14 protein-coding genes and 1 pseudogene are annotated in these 19054 nt (G+C 35.1%); 7 read left to right on the forward strand and 8 right to left on the reverse strand.

Annotated elements, in window-relative coordinates; translation table 11 throughout:
* Positions 1 to 49 precede the first annotated feature (49 nt).
* Positions 50 to 1711: a sigma-54 interaction domain-containing protein gene (locus BM012_RS16205; RefSeq protein WP_061805536.1), complete on the reverse strand. Its 1662-nt coding sequence runs from the start codon at positions 1709 to 1711 to the stop codon at positions 50 to 52.
* A 386-nt stretch (positions 1712 to 2097) separates the two neighbouring features.
* On the opposite strand from BM012_RS16205, the gene BM012_RS16210 reads away from it, so the two are divergent.
* From BM012_RS16210 to BM012_RS16225, 4 genes are all read left to right on the forward strand, one after another.
* The gene (locus BM012_RS16210) at positions 2098 to 3273 is read left to right on the forward strand and encodes an NAD(P)/FAD-dependent oxidoreductase (protein WP_061805535.1); all 1176 of its coding nucleotides are present in this window, start codon (positions 2098 to 2100) and stop codon (positions 3271 to 3273) included.
* A complete protein-coding gene (locus BM012_RS16215) occupies positions 3270 to 4307 on the forward strand; it encodes a proline racemase family protein (protein WP_061805534.1) in 1038 nt (345 codons plus the stop codon). The genes BM012_RS16210 and BM012_RS16215 overlap by 4 nt, the downstream gene beginning before the upstream one ends.
* Positions 4304 to 5257: a proline racemase family protein gene (locus BM012_RS16220; RefSeq protein WP_061805533.1), complete on the forward strand. Its 954-nt coding sequence runs from the start codon at positions 4304 to 4306 to the stop codon at positions 5255 to 5257. The genes BM012_RS16215 and BM012_RS16220 overlap by 4 nt, the downstream gene beginning before the upstream one ends.
* Positions 5258 to 5532: 275 nt before the next feature.
* A complete protein-coding gene (locus tag BM012_RS16225; protein WP_061805532.1) occupies positions 5533 to 7032 on the forward strand; it encodes an alanine/glycine:cation symporter family protein in 1500 nt (499 codons plus the stop codon).
* A gap of 180 nt (positions 7033 to 7212) precedes the next feature.
* Here the strand turns inward: BM012_RS16225 and BM012_RS26880 are convergent.
* From BM012_RS26880 to BM012_RS16255, 6 genes and pseudogenes are all read right to left on the reverse strand, one after another.
* Positions 7213 to 7524, reverse strand: a pseudogene (locus tag BM012_RS26880) (DDE-type integrase/transposase/recombinase); the annotation flags it as partial.
* Positions 7525 to 7758: 234 nt separating this feature from the next.
* A complete protein-coding gene (locus BM012_RS16235; protein WP_139210351.1) occupies positions 7759 to 9384 on the reverse strand; it encodes a mannitol dehydrogenase family protein in 1626 nt (541 codons plus the stop codon).
* Positions 9385 to 9423: 39 nt separating this feature from the next.
* Positions 9424 to 10854 carry a glucuronate isomerase gene (gene uxaC, locus BM012_RS16240; RefSeq protein ID WP_061805530.1) on the reverse strand — a complete coding sequence of 477 codons (1431 nt, stop codon included), beginning with the start codon at positions 10852 to 10854 and terminating at the stop codon, positions 9424 to 9426.
* Between the two features lie 275 nt (positions 10855 to 11129).
* On the reverse strand, positions 11130 to 12230 hold the full coding sequence (gene uxuA / locus BM012_RS16245; protein ID WP_061805529.1) for a mannonate dehydratase: 1101 nt from the start codon (positions 12228 to 12230) through the stop codon (positions 11130 to 11132).
* 213 nt (positions 12231 to 12443) lie between these two features.
* Positions 12444 to 13997 carry an MFS transporter gene (locus BM012_RS16250; protein WP_061805528.1) on the reverse strand — a complete coding sequence of 518 codons (1554 nt, stop codon included), beginning with the start codon at positions 13995 to 13997 and terminating at the stop codon, positions 12444 to 12446.
* Between the two features lie 475 nt (positions 13998 to 14472).
* Positions 14473 to 15144 (reverse strand): GntR family transcriptional regulator, encoded by a 672-nt coding sequence (locus BM012_RS16255; RefSeq protein WP_061805710.1) that lies wholly within the window; start codon positions 15142 to 15144, stop codon positions 14473 to 14475.
* 344 nt (positions 15145 to 15488) lie between these two features.
* On the opposite strand from BM012_RS16255, the gene BM012_RS16260 reads away from it, so the two are divergent.
* From BM012_RS16260 to BM012_RS16270, 3 genes are all read left to right on the forward strand, one after another.
* Positions 15489 to 16655, forward strand: a complete 1167-nt coding sequence (locus tag BM012_RS16260; protein ID WP_061805527.1) for a Gfo/Idh/MocA family protein — start codon at positions 15489 to 15491, stop codon at positions 16653 to 16655.
* A gap of 68 nt (positions 16656 to 16723) precedes the next feature.
* A complete protein-coding gene (locus BM012_RS16265; RefSeq protein ID WP_061805526.1) occupies positions 16724 to 17821 on the forward strand; it encodes a Gfo/Idh/MocA family protein in 1098 nt (365 codons plus the stop codon).
* Positions 17822 to 17997: 176 nt separating this feature from the next.
* Entirely contained in the window at positions 17998 to 18273 is a 276-nt protein-coding gene (locus BM012_RS16270) for a hypothetical protein (RefSeq protein ID WP_061805525.1), read from the forward strand.
* Between the two features lie 95 nt (positions 18274 to 18368).
* Here the strand turns inward: BM012_RS16270 and BM012_RS16275 are convergent, their stop codons facing one another.
* The gene (locus BM012_RS16275; RefSeq protein WP_061805524.1) at positions 18369 to 19040 is read right to left on the reverse strand and encodes a M20/M25/M40 family metallo-hydrolase; all 672 of its coding nucleotides are present in this window, start codon (positions 19038 to 19040) and stop codon (positions 18369 to 18371) included.
* Positions 19041 to 19054 lie beyond the last annotated feature (14 nt).

Here is a 19054-nt window from a genome sequence, read left to right on the forward strand (position 1 = left end):
ATATAAAAATATTATGCAAGAAATGTGCCAACTTAGAGGTAGAAAAGGATTAATTTATACCAAGCCGTTTCAATCGATTGTATAAAGTAGCTCTTGTGATACCGAGCTGCTTAGCGCATTCCAATTTGTTTCCATTTAGAATTTGTAATGCTCTTTCAATTATTTTTTTCTCATGTTGATTCATTTCTTCTTGAAGCGGTAGTATTGGAGAGTCATTTTCTTTAATTACAGTAGATGCATTCTTTGGAGTACCTTCAAAGCTGATATTACTTGTATTAAAGGGCAAATATTCTCTTTTTATTACGCCATCTGTCGCAAATACGATAAGCCGTTCAACGATATTGCGAAGTTCGCGAATATTGCCAGGCCAATCATAACGAAGCATTTCCTGTATTACTTCTGGAGGAAATTCATGAATAGGTCGTTGATAGCTTAATGAAAAATCATTTAAAAAATAGTGAGTCAACTCAATAATATCTTCTTTCCGCTCTCTTAAAGGAGGTATGTGTAGACTGACTACATTTAAGCGGTAATATAAATCTTCCCGAAACTTCCCTTCTTTCATTAGTTCTTGTAAATCACGATTTGTAGCCGCAATGAGACGAAAGTTGATATCAATTTCTTTCTCTCCCCCAACGCGATAATATCTCCTCTCTTGGAATACTCGTAGAAGCTTTACCTGCATTTCAAGCGGCATTTCACCTATTTCATCAAGAAATAATGTGCCTCCTTTTGCTAATTCTATTTTTCCTTTTTTTCCTTTACTGTTAGCCCCTGAGAAAGCGCCGCGTTCATACCCGAACAATTCACTTTCAAATAAAGATGCTGGTATTGCACCGCAATTAATTGAAATAAAAGGTGCGTTTGGCTCTTCGCTCGCTTCATGAATAGCCTTAGCGAACACTTCTTTCCCGACACCACTCTCTCCTAGTATTAAAACTGTAGATTTAACAGAACACACCTTTCTAGCCAAATTCACTGTTCTTTGTAAGGCAGAGCTCTTTCCTTTAATGGAATGAAAGGGGTCAGATGAATCCTTGTACTTCGCTACTTCTTGTTCTAAACGATGTACTTCGTTGGACATGTTAAATAACTTTTCATTAAGTGCTACTTGATTCGTGACATCTGTTTCTGAGACAACTGCACCGATAATCTTTCCCTCAAAATAAACAGGATTAGAGTTAATTAAGACAAATAAATCAGATCGAGGCTGATGGTAATGACCTATAATACTTTTTCCTTTATACAGTGATTGCAAAATTTCTAATTTTTTGTAGTCAAAAAAGTCAGTAATAGGCTGTCCCATTATATCTTGACGGGTAACCGAGAATATTTTTTCCGCTCCTTCTGTCCATGTACAGACGTTCTCGTTAGCATCAATAACCGTAACTGAGGCATCTGAAGTTTGAATAATAGTTTTATAAAATGCTTTCAATTGATTGTAGTAGTTATAAAGAAAGTGAATCATTCGTGAGGCTGTTATACAGCCTCTAGGTTTTTTGTTTGGATCCAGAATAACAACTGCAGAATGATGGCTAAATGCTTCTATCAATGTAGAGAATGACTCGTTCTCATCTACGGTCTTACATAGAAGTTCAGATGTTTTGGCTGTTGAACGATAATAAAATTCGCCGTTTTTTCGTTCGATGTGACTCCTATCAAACGATACATTCATTATTAGTTCTTTTACTGACGGTAATGAAAATACCATAGTGTCCCCCTCCTAAACTGTAAAAAACAATCAACACTGTATAAAAAATTATACATTTGTTCATAAAATGTTCAAAATATTTTTACATTTAATTTTGTTATTAGTTAAGAGGCTATCAAAATTATATTCTTTAAAAATGGAGAGAACTAGACTGGATCAATATTTAATAAATATCTAGTTATATAAATAAAACGTCACACTTTCTAAAAAAACGGTGTTTTCCCTTGCTTTTGCTTCGTACATCTTCATGTTCTTTGGTCTGCGTCAATTAGATCTAACATTAGAAGATAGAAAAATATTCTCTATATGCAGAGGTTTGAACTAAGTTGGCACATTAATTGCAATATTTAACGATGAAACAATTTCACCGAGGGGAGAAAAAATATGTGAGACACTGTGACGTTTTAGTAATTGGCGGAGGAATTATTGGCTGTTCGATAGCCTATTATGCTTCTAAATATGGTAGAGATGTAACAATAATTGAAAAAGGAGAATTTGTCAGTGGCACGTCTTCACGATGTGACGGCAATATTTTGGCGATTGATAAAGACCCGGGTTTTGATAGTCAAATGTCGTTATTTAGCCAGGAGTTAGTGGATACATTAAGCAGAGAATTAGAGCATCCTTTTGAATACCGAGCTCCGGGAAGCATTCTTGTTTGTGAGTCAGACGAAGAGATGGAAGCAGCCCAGAAATGGGTCGACCGTCAAAAAGCCGCTGGTTTACCATTCCGAATGCTTGACCGACAGGATATTAAGCAGGAGTCCTCCTTTTTTGCAGATGACTTATTAGGCGGCTTGGAATGTGCTACTGATTCCACGGTTAACCCTTATCTCCTAGCCTTTTCTCTTCTCAAGGAAACAAAAAAATTAGGGACCAAAGCTTTCAAACATACTGAAGTTAAGCAGATAAAAAAACAAAATAACAGTTCATTTACTGTAGAAACGACTAACGGAGTGTTTACTGCAGATCATGTCGTCAATGCAGCTGGGGTATGGGCTCCTCGAATAGGAAAAATGCTCGATCTTTCGATACCGATTGAACCGAGAAAAGGACATATTATCGTTGCCTCAAGGCAAGAACATGTGGGAGCTCGGAAAGTAATGGAGTTTGGTTACCTAATTTCTAAGTTTGGTGGACAGCGTCATGTTGATCCACTAACTGAAAAATACGGGGTAGCACTTGTCTTTGAACCAACGGAAAGTCAGAATTTTTTAATTGGGAGCAGCAGAGAATTCGTTGGTTTTAATACAAAAGTAAACAATGAGGTCATCAAATGTATTGCTAACAGAGCAATTCGCTTTTATCCGAAAATGGCAGATATGATGGTGATTCGTTCGTATACAGGGCTGAGACCATGGACGGAAGACCATTTGCCAATCGTTTCGCGGGTGGACAAGATTCCAAACTATTATATCGCATCGGGTCATGAAGGTGATGGAATCAGCTTAGCAGCAGTAACAGGAAAAATAGTTGAAGAATTAATTAATAAAAAAGAAACGTCTATTCCTATTGAACCGCTTAGCTTTAATCGTTTTAAAGAAAGGGTGTTGGATCGATGAGAGCACAAAAAGTCTTTACAACAATTGATACACATACAGGTGGCAATCCAACGAGGACGCTGATTAGTGGTCTTCCGGAACTAGTAGGAAAAACCATGGCGGAAAAAATGCTCTATATGCAAAAGAAGTATGACTGGATCCGTAAGCTTTTAATGAATGAACCACGGGGTCATGATATCATGTCTGGTGCTTTGTTAACTAATCCATGCCATCCGGAAGCAGATATTGGTGTAATTTACATAGAAACAGGTGGATATCTGCCAATGTGTGGTCATGATACGATTGGTGTATGTACTGCTTTAATTGAATCGGGATTAATCCCTGTTCGCGAACCAGTTACCTCATTAAAATTGGATACGCCTGCCGGACTCATTGAGGTGGATATTTCTGTGGAAAATGGTAAAGCAAGAGAAGTATCCTTTTGCAATATTCCAGCGTTTCTTTTAAAGAAAGTTTCCGTTGACATCGAAGGAATTGGGCATATAGATGCTGACATTGCATATGGTGGGAATTTTTATGCAATTATTGACGCTAAAACTATTGGAGTGGATTTAGTTCCAGAAAATGCTTCCACCATAATCGAAAAAGCCATCACGATCCGAAACACCATTAATGAAAAAACAGAAATTATTCACCCACAATATTCATTTATTAGAGGGTTAACTCATGTTGAATTTTTCACTGAACCAACTCATGAGGAAGCAGATGTAAAAAACACAGTTATTGTCCCCCCAGGAGGAATTGATCGTTCTCCATGTGGAACAGGTACCTCTGCTAAATTAGCCGTGCTATATAGTAATCAAGAAATTGCAATTGGCGAAGATTTTGTTCATGAAAGTATTGTTGGTTCCTTATTTAAAGGACGTATATTGGAAACAACAGATGTGAAAGGCAGTGAAGCTGTAGTGACTAGAATCACAGGATCTGCTTGGTTAATGGGATTGCATCAATTCTTCTACAACGAAGAAGATCCACTTAAAGAAGGGTTCTTGCTTATTCCCCCTATGCAACATGAAACGGAGGACGTAACATGAAGATTCAAAAAATGTACTCAACAATAGATGTACACGTAGCCGGTGAGGCTTTTCGTATTATCAAAGACGTACCTTTCATTCATTACCAAAACTTGAAACAGTTAAATAAACAGCTTTCGCATGTTTTTCTAGAAGAAATCAAGCTTCTATTAAATGAACCACGAGGGTTCGCAGGCATAAATGGCTGTCTTATTATTCCGCCGGTTAATCAGGAAGCAGATGCTGCAGTCATATTTTTAAATCATGAAGGAACAGTTCCCCTTCATTACGGTGGCATTGTTGCTGTGATTACAGCTTTACTAGAATGCGGCTATTTACAATCAAGGACGTCAAATAAATACAAAATTGAAACAGTCAGTGGTATGATCCCAGTTACTGCTACTATAGAGAATGATGAAGTCATTTCGGTTTTGATAGAAAGTGAACCATGTCAAGTAACCCACGTAAATATTCCATTGCCTTATGAGCATTTAAATTCCCGCTTCTCTCTCGTACAAGCCGATCAATTATATGCTGTGTTTGAAAAATGTGATACTTTTGCAAAGATTCGTATTGAAGAACTTTCTAAATTGAAGAAATGGGGGAAAACAGTCCTTCAGTCTCTCAAATCAAAAACACCTGTAAAAAGCATCATTTTAATGGATGCTTCCCATCTAGAAGAGAAGCGAATTAAAACGATCACTTTTCGTAATGATGAGTATATAGTTCGTTCTCCTGGCTTCGGATCAACAATGGCATGTTATACAAGCTTGCTTTCTAATAGTAGATTATACATGGAATCATCATTTATAAATGAAAGTATTTTTGACAGCTCTTTGACCGTACAATTTGCCAAACAAACAGAAAGTGGATATAAGTTTACGTTGGCAAGCCGCGGCTTTATTACAGGAATGCAAAAATTTATATTAGATCCGACAGATCCTTTACCAACTGGATTCTTATTAAAATAATTCGCATAAAAAAAGCAACTAATAACTCCATTTGGCCTGGCTGCAGGTGTGTGACCAAAAAAGTCCTGAATTCTAAAAAGCATGGAATTATAAATTAATGATTACAATATAATCCCCGCAGCCCCATTTAGTAGCTATGAACATTCAGACATCCAACATAAATTGTCTCTTATACACTTGAAAATCGTTACTAACAGCACTTAATTTTTCTGAATATTCAAATAATTAGAACCTTTTTTCTTGAAAATACAAACATTATATCGAGGAGGAATTAGATGGAAAAAATAGTGGAATGGTTAGTTGGACAAGTATGGAGCCTCGGATTAGTTGTCTTTGCCCTTGGAGCAGGATTGTTTTTCTCGATTACTACCCGCTTTCTGCAGATACGATATTTTAAAGAAATGATTAAATTGCTGTTCGAAGGCAAAAGTTCTGATTCAGGAGTATCATCTTTTCAGGCTTTTTGTATGGCTCTAGCAGGACGTGTAGGAATTGGTAATATAGCAGGTGTGGCGACAGCTATTGCCTTTGGAGGTCCAGGGGCGGTGTTCTGGATGTGGATTATGGCTCTATTAGGAGGAGCCAGTGCTTTTATCGAGTCCACTCTTGCCCAATTATACAAAAGTAAAGTAGGAAATGAATACCGAGGAGGTACACCCTACTTTATTGAAAAAGGTTTAAAGATAAAATGGTTTGCTTCGTTAGTCGCTATCGTTGTTACCATTTCCTATGGATTCTTATTGCCTGGCATACAATCAAGTACTATTGCTGTTGGATTTGAAAATACATCCGGTATAAATAAGGGCATCACTGGAGTTTTATTGGTTGTTTTGCTTGCAATAATTATTTTTGGTGGTGTTAAGCGAATTGCTAATGTCGCAGACAAAATAGTTCCCTTCATGGCTGTAGGATATGTGATCGTTACATTCATTATTTTATTTGCGAATATGAAGGAAGTTCCTGCTATGTTCGCTCTTATATTCTCAAGTGCATTTGGTGTGAATGAGGCCTTTGGTGGGATTGTTGGTGCAGCGATTGCCTGGGGGGTTAAAAGAGCCGTGTTTTCCAATGTTGCTGGTGTTGGTGAAGGAACATATAGTTCGGCGGCGGCTGAAGTTTCCCACCCTGCCAAGCAAGGATTAGTCCAAGCCTTTTCGGTCTATATTGATACGCTTGTTGTATGTACAGCGACGGCTCTTATGATTCTTGTAACTGGTATGTATAGCGTTACTCCAGAAGGAAAAGAACCAATTGTGGAAACAATGGGAAATATTGAAGCTGGCCCCATCTATACTCAGGAGGCAGTAGACACTGTATTACCAGGATTTGGATCAATATTTATATCCGTTGCCATTTTCTTCTTCGCTTTCACTACCCTAATGGCTTATTATTATATTGCCGAAACGACCCTTATCTATCTTGATAAAAAACTAAAATTGCAGTGGTTGAAAACGATTCTGAAAATTGTATTTTTATTTATGGTTTATATTGGAAGTGTCGAATCAGCATCTTTATTATGGGCTCTGGGGGATTTAGGTATAGGCAGCATGGCGTGGCTTAATCTTATTGCTATTTTACTTCTAACAAAACCAGCCTTAAAAGTATTAAAGGATTATGAAGTTCAGAGAAAAGCAGGAAAAGACCCAATTTTTGACCCAAGCAAAGTAGAAATAGATGGAGCGGATTTCTGGGAAGAAAAATACAGAGAGATCGAGAGTGGGACTTCCAAAGATAAAGTGTCTACTGGTGGACCGGGTACAAAAATAATGCAATAGAAGCATAGAATATGAATCCCCTCATGAATGACTTGTAGAGAGTATATGAAACTCATACTGGTAAAAAACTCTCCCTAGTAACTAGAAAACGATTTCCTTTAAGGAGCGGACTTATGAAGCTAATCCAAACAATTGATGGATAAGTTCTTATTGATTTTGGAAAGACATCCTCCTTCTTTTAGGATAGGCAGGATTCTTGACTAAAATGATGATACGAGGTTTAGAAACATATAAAAAAGGCCAAGCACTTTTTTTAAAAAAGTCTTGGCCTTTTTTATTCCTTGATTTACTTGGATAAAAACCGGTCGTATGCCCTTCTGAATCAACTGCCCGATATAAATACCTTTTTGCCCTTTTACCTTGATATGGGTTTCATTAACTATCCATGGGTTATTTGTCGACTTAAGATGATCTTGTACTCGCTCATCTAATTCAGGATCGCTCTGATTTCCCCTCCCTGCGCATGATTGCAGTATGGGCAATAGATAATCCGTTAAGTGTGTCATTATAAACTGAGAAATAGATTTATATCTTCTAGTTGTAGAAACCTTATTTGTAGAAGCATTTATGATAAGATACCAAGGTTATCAGTTTAAAAGTTTCATTAAGTAAAGGACATCCTTACTCATGATAAGTATGGGTGTTTCTTGTAATATTGAATAAAGAAAGTTATTCTCTCTGAAATTCATTCTAACATTAGAGATATTCTTAGCCTCAGTAAAACATCTAAGGCATTCTCACCATGTTATGCAAGGTTGTTCTTACTGCACCTGGTGCTTTAATTAGTAGTTTAAAAAATTCTTCTACTTTCTCTCCCAAACCGATCTCATATAAATCAACACCAAAGATTTGTGCATTTGTTAATATAGGTTTTAAATGATTATGAACAGAATCTGGATTTCCAAACTCTATCTTTTGAATATGTTGCTGTACCTCTTCTAGCAGAGGATCTGGACTAAGCGTGAATACTTCACCATCATCATTAATCCCCATTAAATAACGACACCAAGCTGCAATTGTTAATGGAATAAAAGTTAAGTTGTTTACATCTAGATCGTCTCTTTCTACATATAATTTTAATGTTTCTCCAAAACGAATACTTAACTTTTGTGAGGTATCTGTTGCAATTCGTTGTGGTGTATCTGGGTTATTCGGATTCGAAAAGCGTATTTCAATCACTTCTTTCAAAAATTCCCTAGGATCAATAATTCCAGGATCCACCACTACTTTCATACCTTCAACATACCCAATTTTCTCTACTAATGCCTTCAAATCTTTATCCTTCATCTCGGCAGCAATCGACGTATAATTAAGCAAACAACCGAATATGGCTAATGCTGTATGCAGCGGATTCAAACAAGTGCATACTTTCATCCTTTCTACGCGATCAACAACTTCTCTTTCTGTAAAATATACTCCAACTTTTTCTAAAGAAGGTCTTCCATTTGGAAAAGAATCTTCAATAACAAGGTATTCAGATTCTTCTGTATTCACAAAAGGAGCTATTGTTGGTCCATTTTTTCTCGTCTGAATTAAATCTATACTGCCAAATCCTATTTCTTTCAATTTCTCTTGTACAACTAAAGAAGGATGCGGGGTAATTTTATCAATCATACTCCATGGAAACGTAATAACATCCTCATCATTTAAATAATCAATAAACCCTTGATCTACAGTATTCATTCCCTTCCACATAGAAGCTACTGTCATGACAGCCTCTTTTAACTTATCCCCATTATGAGAAAAATTATCTGTACTTACCAATGCTAATGGTACTTTTCCATTCTGATATCGTTCAAATAAAAGTGCTGTTAATATCACCATTGTATGTTTTGGGTTATCAAGTCCTTGCTCAATTTCTTGTTGAATAGAACCTTGGATTTTACCCTCAATATCTTTTAAATTATATCCTTTTTCAGTAATTGTAAGGGTTATAAATTGTAGAGAAGGATTCCTGAAAATTTCCTTCAACCTTTTCCAAGATGAAGTTTTAGGATCTGCTGTGATACTTTCTGCAACACTTGCTATGACTTCCATATCCAATGTTCCATCTACTTTCATGGTAACATCTAGACACAAATTATCATAAGGGTGATAAGCTTTTTCTATCTTGCCATCATTGCTAGTTGAAACAACAATAATTCCCTTATCAGCCTCTTTTAATTCTATTAAATGATGTTGTAAGACCGAGTGGAAGGCTCTAAACAAGTTTCCTCCTCCAATGTGTAACCAAACAGGCTCTCTTTTTGTAGCTTCCCAAACTTTCTCAAAGGGATATCCTGGTGTCTTAATATCAACCTTTTCAAAATGATCTTTTTTATTTTTTAATTCTTCTTTTCCTAATCGCAGCATTTGTCCACCTTCTCCTAACTCCTATATTATTATTTATCTTTAAGACGGGGAAATGATGGCTTCTTTCAGTTTAATTTCAAAATACTCTGAAGCATTGTTGTAGGATATATCCTGGACAATTTGCCCCAGCCATTCTAAATCATATGGATATTCGCCATTCTCAACCCATTCACCTAAAATATTGCATAAGATTCGTCTGAAATACTCATGGCGACTGTATGATAAAAAGCTACGTGAATCCGTTAACATTCCAATAAATCTAGATAATACTCCTATATTGCCTAATGTTTTCATTTGAGCAACCATACCATCTATATGGTCATTAAACCACCAAGCAGAACCAAATTGAACTTTTGAAGGTGTTCCCTCTCTCTGGAAATTCCCTGCTATTGTTGCTAATAATTCATTATCCTTTGGATTTAATCCATATAAAACTGTTTTAGGAAGTTGCTGAACTTTATCTAACTCGTCAAGTAACTGACATAAAGGGATAGCAATAGGGTCATCTTTCATAGAGTCACAACCTATATTTGAACCAATATTATAGAATAGATGAGAATTAGCATTTCGTAAAGCACCAATATGGTATTGCATAACCCATTTTCTCCGATTATAAGATTTTCCAAGTCTTACTAGCAATTGTGCTAGAAACTGATGGATTTCCTTTAATGAAAGAACTTCCCCATTTAACCTCTTTTCCACAATCGTATCTAATTCTTGTAGGGTGGCATTTTCAAAAACAACTGTCTCTAAACTATGATCGGCTAATTTACAGCCCATGTTCTGAAAATAATCCAGCCTATTCTCCAAGGCATCTATTAGTTCTGTAAAATTGGTTATACGAATTCCTGCTATATCTCCTAAATCTCTAACATAGTCTGTCCAAAATTCATGTTGAATGGACATAACTTGGTCTGGTCGAAACGATGGTAAAACAGTTGTAGAAAAGTCCTTATCCTCTTTCAATAGCTTATGATAACGTAAATCATCTATTGGATCATCTGTCGTCCCGATGAATGTTACGTTTGCGCGTTTAATGAACGCCCTTGCTGAGAAGTTTTGCCCCTTTAGTTTCTCATTACATATATCCCAAATATCTTTTGCTGTTGTTCTTTTTAAAATGGTTTCTACATTAAAATATTGTCTTAATTCCATATGTGTCCAATGATAAAGCGGATTTCCTATTAATTTTTCAACCGTTTCAGCCCACTTTTCAAATTTTTCATATCCGCTTGCCTTTCCAGTAATATAATATTCGTCTATACCATTTGCCCTCATTGCACGCCATTTATAATGATCTCCCTCTAACCATAATTCGGTCATATCTTTATAAGTTCTATTTTCATAAATTTCTTGTGGATCTAAATGACAATGGTAATCATAGATTGGCATTTTAGAAGCATAATCATGGAATAGTCTTTTAGCTGTTTCAGTTTGAAGTAAGAAGTCTATATTCATAAATGGTTTCATTCGTTTCATCACTCCTATTTATAAGCTTTTGTATAGAGGAATTCGTTTTTTGTATCATTCCTTTGTAGGCTTATATCTTTATAAACGGGAAGTACTCACAAAAAATCTTTACCTTCCAATTAACCTATTAGTGTTCCATCACTTTAGGTATGTGCCCTACTATAAAGGGAATTTCTTTACTAGTTATACTCAGCCTTATTTGTCTATTCGCAAATAAAAGTAAATAAAACGCTTCCAATTCGAAGTCCATTTTTCAAAAGAAATAAAGTAATATATTAAGTGTTTTGAACACTTATGTTTTCGAAAATACCCTTCCTTAACGATACATTGGCATCCCATGCACCTTGTAAATACATAGCTCCTAAAGCCCGATCATACAAACCGTATCCAGGTCTACATACTTCATCCCAAATATGCCTTCCATGATCAGGACGAGCATAGCCTTTGAAATCATGTTCAAATAATGTATTTACGATTCCTGTAATCGGTAGAGATCCATCTTCGTTTCGATGAGACGATTCAATGAAACTGCCATCTTCAAAATGTTTTACATTCCGGATATGAGCGAAAGGAATCCTGCTAATAAAGGATTTTAAAATATCAATTAAATCATTGTTAGGGTTTGCCCCTAAAGAACCAGAGCAAAATGTTAACCCATTTGAAGGACTATTTACGGCATTTAGAATTGCTTGAATATCATTTTTATTCTTTACAATACGAGGTAAACCAAAGATTGAGAACGGTGGATCATCTGGATGAATAGCTAATTGAATGCCATATCGTTCAGCAGTCGGGCAAACTTCTTCTAAAAAGTAAGTTAAATTATCTAATAAATGGGCTTCTGTTATGCTTTTATATTGATTAAAAAGATTTTGTAAATCTTTTAATCTTTCAGGCTCCCAACCAGGAAGAGTAAAATTATTTGAGTTCTCCTCCATATTTTTCACAACTTGTTCAGGTGTAAGAGCATGAACTTTTTCAGCATCGAAAAATAGAGCTGTACTGCCATCTTCCATCTCTTTAAATAAATCGGTACGAAGCCAGTCAAATACAGGCATAAAATTATAACATACAACCTTGATTCCAAATTTGCTCAAATTTTCCAATGTTTCTTTATATGCCTCTATATATTGATCTCTTGAAGATAGTCCAAGTTTTATGTCTTCATGCACATTAACACTTTCAACAACATCGGTATTTAAGCCATATTTTTTAGCTTGGTTCACTACTTCTCCTATTCGTTGAACAGACCAAACCTCTCCTACAGGTACATCATGAAGTGCCCATACAACTCCCTTCACTCCAGGAATTTGGCGAATCTTAGCTAATGTAATAGAGTCATTTCCTTCTCCATACCATCGAAATGTCATTTGCATAGTACCTATCTCCTCTCCATTATTTAAATTCAGCGTAGAAATATACTAATCTATCTCTTTAAGTAAAAGGTCTTAAGTAACAGTCCCCCTTTCTTTATTCATGGATCAACTTTTAAAAAATAAATCTAACATACTAATATGGTAGTTTAACTATTATTATATTTTATTTTCCGAATATTTCAACTTCATTAAATCTCCTAATAAAAAATTGTATTAATTCACGTCTTTTTGATTAAAATCAGACTTTCTAAAATTGGTGGATGGGTGCTGATACCCCACATTATTATTTCCCCAAAGATTTTCATACTCCCATCCTGTTAGCGCTTTCAGTGTCATGCGTGTTTGTTCATCAGCTTGTTCCATTGTTCCGTTGGCTTTTAATCGATTAATTTCCGCAAGCATAATAGAGTGAGTCTTCTTAGATAGTTTGAATCTAAAAGCTACAATTAAACTAATGACAATAAGTCCAATTGTTCCGAAAAATAAAATACTCGTAATACCATTTACCGCTGTTGTCGATTGGGTCGTTGCATTTGCATTAAATCCAGTCTCTTGCAAAATAACCCCTACTAAGAAAGTTGCTATTGCTGTAGTGCTTTTACGTGTAAAGGTCATAATACCTGCAAATATGCCTTCTCTTCTTCTTTGCGTTACCATTTCATCTACATCAGGAATAAACGTGTAAATATTCCATGGAATATAATACAGGCCACTCTTCCCAATTCCTAACAGAGTAGAAAGAATGTACAAGGCAATAATCATATAAGTTGGCTGTGTAAAATATAAAAATATGTAACCACTTATACTTGTCATAATCGCAAAATAAGATATTTTCAGTGATGGGGCTGGTCCAATTTTAATAACAAGCCATCCAAACAATAATGTACATACCATTTGAAGTAGTGATCCAATAGATAATAAATCAGATGCTAATACGGCGTCTTTGTTCAACGAAAAGACGATAAAATAGACAAACACTGCATTTAAAATATCCATTGCTGTAAAGGAGCAAATGTACATTGTAAGATGTTGACGAAAACTTTTAATTCTTAAAGTAGATGATAAATCAATGATGAATTTTTTTGTAGTTTCTATAAGAGGCAATTTTTCGGTTGCAGAAGGTTTTGTAATATCTTCTTCTATATTACGTTCCCATGTTGTTCTATGTGTGATTAACAGCGAAGCCATAAAGATAAACGTAAAGATAATCCCATTATAAAGAAAAGCTTGTGGTGAGTCCTTCCCAAATATCTCAAATAATCGACCAGGAATAAAAGTAGCTAAAAATGTACCTAATCCTGAATAGATTAATCTGATAGTTGAAAGCTTTGTACGTTCATCAAAGTCATCGGTCATTTCAGCTCCAAGAGTTTCAAATGGAATTAACACCATTGCTGCCAAGAACTCTAACAAAATATATACTACCAAGTAATACCAATAGCTCATATCAGAAATCCAAAGTAGAGAATAAATAACCATTAAAGGAGCTCCAAGTAATAGAAAAAACCTACGTCTTCCAAATTTCTTTCCAAGTTTTGTGCGTCCAAAATTATCAGTGATATGACCCATAAGTGGACTTGCAATGGCATCAACAATACGGGCAATGGCAATAATTGACCCTGCTTCAACAGGAGTAAGACCACAAAATGTAATATAAAAATATAACATCCATGCTCCAATAATTGCGAAGGCTCCACCTCCAAATAAGTCCATTGTTCCATAACCAATAAAATTCTTCATTGTTAATTTCCTATTTGCAGACTTCATGCTTTCTCTCCTCTCAAATATGTCCTAAGAGATTACTTTGTGAATAGTATAAGGATAGTAAACCTTTTGGTTGCTCATGCTCAACTCCTTTCCTCCTTTATTTATAAGTCATAGGCAGCTTGAAAAGAAAAGGACTGAAATTACACTGACTCTAATTCATAGTTATACTTATTATGAAACCTGATCGTTAAAGTCAACTTCCACCACCTCCTTTTTCGTATTAAAAGGGCAGTTTTTCAATAAGAAAAGATAGGAAATAACATTTGAATGCGTTTTCATTTCAGTTTTTATTGCTTATAAAAATGTCTATAAAACCTACTTCTCCTCCAAGAGGAATTTCATAAATAATGTTTTATCCATACATTGATAAGCTGAAAATACGGATTAATAAATAAGGAGCCCATGTAATAGAGATTTCTATTATATGGGCTAATATTTCGAGTTATAGGAACATTAGCTAATACAAGTTCAGTTTTTATCTAAAATAATTTGGATGCTCTTTCTTTAACAATTCCCTGTCTATAATAACAAGTTTTAAATGCCCTTCCATTAGTTGTTCCGCTTCTTGTGCATCCTTGTTTTGTAGCGCTATAAAAATACTTTCATGTTGAAGCAAAATACCATCCCAGTTATAATCTGTTACTAGTCTTAACATACGGCTTCTATTAAAATGAACATTCATCTGTTGGATAATTAACCACGTTTTTTCTTTGTTACATCCAGCAAAGATTGTTCTATGAAATTCTTCATCTAACTCAAACATTTTTTTATAGTCTTTTTCTTTGATACATATTCTTTGCATGTTTAAATTCATCTCTAATGCAATCATTGTATCTTTAGAAAGATACTTACAGGCTAATTTAATGACGGCCTTTTCAAGCTGTTCCCTCATAAATCTTGCTTCTTCGACAAGATCTAAATCAATTAAAGAAACAAAGGTCCCCCGTTGAGGATAGATGTCTAGCAGCCCTTCTTGTGACAATTTTAAAAAGCTCTCTCTTACTGGTGTACGACTAACTTGAAATTGCTCTGAAATCTCTTTCTCAGAGATATTGGTCCCAGGAGCAAGTTTAAGACTTAATATTTGATCTTTTAACATATGGTAAACTTGTTCTCTAGTAGAAATACTTTGATTTTTTAAATTCATATTTATCATCTATACCCCTTTCACTAACATACTACCATACAAGTACACTAAAGCAACATATATTTTTTGATTTTTCTGTTTTTTATTCTAGCAAAATCTCGAAATGTTTAGAATTCCTAAAAAGATTTTTACGATAAAGATCACCATGTCTCAAAAATAAAAAACTAAAAAAGTATTTAAAATTCAGAATATTTATATTATAATACATTTTGTATTACCATACTAGTATATCTATAAACTATCATTAGAAAGTACCTTTTAGCATCTCAGTTAATAATTTTTTGAAAGCGCTATCTGTACCTTTGTTTTAAAAAACTATTTTCTTACAGAAAGGAAAGATTCATATGACCAACATTGCCATTATAGGAACTGGATCTATTTCAAAATCACATATTGAAGCTTATCTCGAAATGCCTGAAATTTGTACAATTGTAGCTATGGCTGATATTTACCCTGAAAAGACCGAAACTTTGGCAAGGAAATATAATTTAGAAGTCAAAGTTGTTGCTGACTACAAAGAGTTACTAAATGATTCTAATATTGATGCTGTGTCTATCTGTACCCCTCCTTATATGCATGCGGCTATTGCTATCGATTTTCTTAAAGCAGGAAAACATGTCTTAGTAGAAAAACCTATGGCCTCTTCCTTACAAGAATGTGATGAAATGATAAAAGCATCTATTGAGAGTCAGAAACTTTTATCGGTGGTTGCTCAAAATAGGTTCTTAACTCCCATTATGAGGTTAAAACATGTACTTGATCAAAAAATGATTGGAAAAGTTGCTCATGCTCAAGTTGATTCGTTATGGTGGAGAGGCCATAGTTACTATGACTTATGGTGGAGAGGCACATGGGAAAAAGAAGGTGGAGGTTGTACACTAAATCATGCAGTACATCATATTGACATGTTGCAATGGATGTTAGGATTGCCAACTGATATTTTTGCCGTAACTAGCAATGCTCTACATGATAATGCAGAAGTTGAAGACTTATCTGTTGCTGTACTTCGTTATGAGAATGGCAGTTTAGCGCAAGTAACAAGCTCTGTTGTCCATCATGGAGAAGAACAGCAACTTATTTTCCAAGGTGAAAAAGCAAGAATATCTGTTCCTTGGAAAGTAACCGCTCAAATATCTAAAGAAAATGGATTTCCTCAAGAAAAAAATGATGAAGATTTAGAAAATCAAATTCACGAAGCTTTTAATCAATACCCAGAATTACAATTTGAAGGTCATACTGGACAAATAAACAATTTCTTAATGGCTATTAATAAGGGTGACAAGCTTTTAATTGATGGAACAGAAGGAAGAAAGACGCTTGAACTTATTACAGCTATCTATAAATCAGCAAACTTAGGTGTAAATGTAAAGCTGCCTCTTTTATCAGATGATCCTTTTTATACACGCGAAGGAATGCTAGCAAATGTCAAACATTTTTATGAGAAACAAAGCAGCGTAGAAAATTTTTCAGATGACACAATAACTGTTGGAAGAAATTATAAAGAGATATAAATCTAGTCTTTTATGTTCCATATCTAGAAGTAATCATACTTTACAAAGCGTTTTAAGGAGGAAGAATGATGAAAAGAAACGATGGGATGAATTATGCTCCTAAAGGAAAAAGTGCTCCTGTTGTTACAGATGGACAATTTATCATTGCAGCTATCGGTCTTGATCATGGCCATATCTACGGGATGTGTAATGGATTAATTGAAGCTGGTGCTACACTAAAATGGGTATATGACAAAGATTCAAAAAAGGTAGCAGAATTTTGTAAAACGTATCCTCAAGTACAGCCAGCTCAAAGTGAAAAAGAAATTCTTGAAGATCCTGATGTAAAACTTGTAGCAGGTGCAACGATTACATCTAAGCGCTGTGATCTAGGATTACGTGCGTTAGATTATGGTAAACACTATTTTACTGATAAATCCCCGTTTACAACATTAGAACAGTTAGAGTTGGCACGTAAGAAAACCGCTGAAACGGGACTTAAATGGGCTGTTTATTATAGTGAACGCTTACATGTAGAAAGTGCAGTATTTGCTGGGCAATTGATTGAACAAGGAGCCATTGGGAAAGTAGTCCAAGTTCTTGGAACTGGTCCACATCGTAGTAGTGTAGAAAGCCGACCAAGCTGGTTTTTTGAGAGAGAATATTATGGTGGGATCCTATGTGATATTGGTAGCCATCAAATTGAGCAGTTTCTATTCTATTCAGGTGCAAAAGATGCAAAAGTTGTACATAGTAAAATTGGCAATTACAAGCATCATCAGTATCCTGAATTTGAAGACTTCGGCGATGCAACTTTAATCGCTGATAATGGGGCTACAAATTATTTCAGAGTAGATTGGCTTACTCCTGATGGACTTAAAACTTGGGGGGATGGACGTACAATGATTCTTGGAACAGATGGGTATATCGAAATTCGTAAATATATTGATATAGCTAGAGACGAAGATGGAGATCACTTATACCTAGTGAACCATGATAGAGAGCAACATTTTTCCCTAAATGGAAAAGTAGGCTTTCCTTACTTTGGTGAACTCATATTAGATTGTTTAAATGATACGGAAAATGCTATGACTCAAGAACATACTTTTAAAGCTGCCGAACTGTGCTTAATTGCACAACGAGACGCCATCTATGTAAATGATGAATTTAAAGTAACTAGAGTTTAGGGTTATTTTAAACTCTGACGCAAAAACTTCGAAACAACTACTTAAATCAAATATTCGAGTTCGTCTTTTTGCAAACATCCTGACTTTCTCTTGAATCTACATGTTTTAAATTCCTTTGGACATACTGTTTATGTATCTTTTATACCAATGACAGTATATAACAAGGAGGAATGGATATGTTAAATGAAAATCAGTCTGTACAAGAGAAAATGGAAAGCTTGTGGGACACAACTTGTGGAACGTGGGAAAACTGCAATGAATCTACTGTTCAAGCCTTTTTATCGGAGTGTGAACAGCATAGCATTGATCCTCAATTTTGCATGAATTGGATTCAGCAGAACAAAGATAAAATCCCAAACTGGTCCGCTGTTTCGGATACAACACGCAATTGGGTCAATGAACATACTTCTACTGGTTCTCCTATTTCTATGTCAAATCAAAATGATGATTAAATAAAAAAGAGAGTCTTAAGGCTCTCTTTTTTCATTTAAGAAAATGAAGAATATGGGCTGTTATTTCTTTTGGTCAGACGATCAATAGCGATTGGTTATTCATTAATTTGATAATAATCGCAAATAACAGTCCCAACTGCTTTGGCTGCTACTAAAAGGGCATCTTCATCGATATCAAATTTCGGATGGTGATTGAAATAAGGTTTTTCTACGCCTTTAGGTGTACAGCAAATATAAAAGAAACAAGCTGGAAACTTTTTTGCATAATGGGCAAAGTCTTCTGATGGCGATAATTTAGGAAACTCTTTTACTTCTTTAATATCTCTATCATTTGTATTTTTCAAAGCAGTTTCCACCATCTTTGTTAGTTCTGGATTATTATATAATGGTGGATAGTCAGGCGTATAAGTTAACTCACATGTTACATTAAATTCTTCTTCTATTCCTTTTGCAATACGACGAATTTCTTTTTCAATTAATTCCCTCGTCTCTTCAGTCATTCCCCTGACATCACCTTCAAGTTCCACCTTATCTTTAATCACATTAAATGTACCTTTGCCGTCAAAAGAACCGATTGTTACAATGATGCCATATCCTCCCCCTACATTTGTTTGTATCTCAACGTTCTTACCTTTATAAAACTCTACAATGTATTGACTAGTTTTCTTCTCTTGAAATGATAGTTCTGGATTTTCATGGAGGTACCGGCGGATTTTAATCATTTCATCCTTGCGATTTTCTAACATTTTCATCAATTTTTCTTTCATCTTAGTCCCCCCTC

Source organism: Priestia endophytica DSM 13796, assembly GCF_900115845.1.
GTDB lineage: Bacteria > Bacillota > Bacilli > Bacillales > Bacillaceae_H > Bacillus_I > Bacillus_I endophytica.